2 protein-coding genes are annotated in these 1571 nt (G+C 76.9%); both read left to right on the top strand.

Annotation, left to right across the window (positions count from 1 at the left end):
• A partial coding sequence (locus ACOJUF_RS20140) for a thiamine phosphate synthase (protein WP_420123601.1) occupies positions 1–295 on the top strand: 295 nt, incomplete at its 5' end.
• Positions 296–580: 285 nt separating this feature from the next.
• Entirely contained in the window at positions 581–1468 is an 888-nt protein-coding gene (locus ACOJUF_RS20135; protein ID WP_420123600.1) for a universal stress protein, read from the top strand.
• The last annotated feature ends 103 nt before the right edge of the window (positions 1469–1571 follow it).

The following is a 1571-nucleotide window of genomic DNA, read 5'->3' as shown; positions in this document are numbered from 1 at the left end:
GGCCGCGGCGCTGCCCCCGGGCACCGTCGACCACCTCGGCGTCGGGCCGGTCTGGTGGCAGTCGACCAAGCCCGACGCGGCCGACCCCGGCGGGCTGGACACGCTCGCCGCGATCGTCGGGCGCAGCCCGCTGCCGTGCGTGGCGATCGGCGGCATCGACGCCGTCCGGACCCCGGCGGTGCGTGCGGCCGGGGCGGCCGGAGTGGCCGTGGTCAGCGCGATCTGCGGGCAGCCGGATCCGGCCGCGGCCGCCCGGCGGGTGCGGGCCGCCTGGGACGGAGCCGGCCGCGGTTGAGCGGCTCGGCGGAGGTCGGGGATCGCGTTCGTCCGTGAGCCTGCGGATGTCCGGCCGGGGTGGGGCCGGGGGATGGTCCGCGTGGCCGGGCTTCGGTGGGCCGGGCTTGGGGTGGGGTCGGGGCGGTCCCGGACGGATCCCGGCCGGACGAGCTCGGTGCGCAGCATCCCGACCGGGCGGGACCTTCGACCCTGACTGCGGCCGCGACGGATGGGGAGGCTGAAGTCAGGACGCCCGACCGGTCCCCACCTGGACGGACGGCCGTCCGGACGAGGAGTATCGATCATGACCGGCATCCGCGCGCGGATCGTCGTCGGGCTGGACGGGTCGCCCGAATCGATGTCCGCCGCTCACTGGGCCGCCCACGACGCGCAGCTGCGGGACCTGCCGCTGCACCTGGTGCACGCGTTCACCATTCCCGCCGTCGGGATGATGGGGTACACCGTTCCGACCGGCCTGACCGACAGCCTCTACGCGGCCGGCGAGCAGCTGCTGGCCGACGCCACCAAGCAGTTGCACGTGCTGCACCCCGATCTGGAGATCAGCGACCGGCTGGTGCAGGCCGATCCGCGGCCGGCGCTGGTCGAGGCATCCCGGGACGCGGCGCTGACCGTGGTCGGCAACCGCGGCGGGGGCCGGATTCCCGACGTGGTCCTGGGTTCGGTCGCGCTGCACGTCACCGCGCACGCGCACTCGCCGGTCGCGGTGATCCCGGTGGCCGCGGCGGCGCGGACCGACGGGCCGATCCGGCTGGGCGTGGACGGGTCGCGGGTCAGCGAGGCGGCCGTCGCCGTCGCGTTCGACGAGGCCGACCGCCGGCGGGCGCCGCTGCAGGCCGTCATCGTCTGGGACGACGCCGACCTGCGCGGCCTGGTGGCCGCGGGCACCCCGCTGGACATGGTCGAGGACGACAAGGAGCATGCCCTGCTGGCCGAGATGCGGGCGGGGTGGCGGTACAAGTACCCGGACGTCGTCGTCGAATCCGTGGTGCGCCGCGGCCGCGCGGCCGCCGCCCTGCTCCGGGCCGACGGCTCGGAGACGCCCCCGCAGATGATCGTCGTGGGCAGCCGTGGCCGCGGCGGCTTCACCGGGCTGCTGCTCGGTTCGACCAGCCACAGCCTGATCGGCCACAGCCGGTGGCCGGTGCTGGTCGTGCGGCCGCACCTCCACTGACCGGTCGACGGTCCCGGCCGGCCGGGCGCATCGTCGCGTCACGCCGGCCGGTCGCCGCCGGCCGCGGGGGAGCCCCCCCACCCCACGCCCCCGCCCCCGCCCC

This window comes from Nakamurella sp. (genome assembly GCF_048594475.1).
GTDB lineage: Bacteria > Actinomycetota > Actinomycetes > Mycobacteriales > Nakamurellaceae > Nakamurella.
This window is presented reverse-complemented; position numbering and strand designations above follow the sequence as displayed.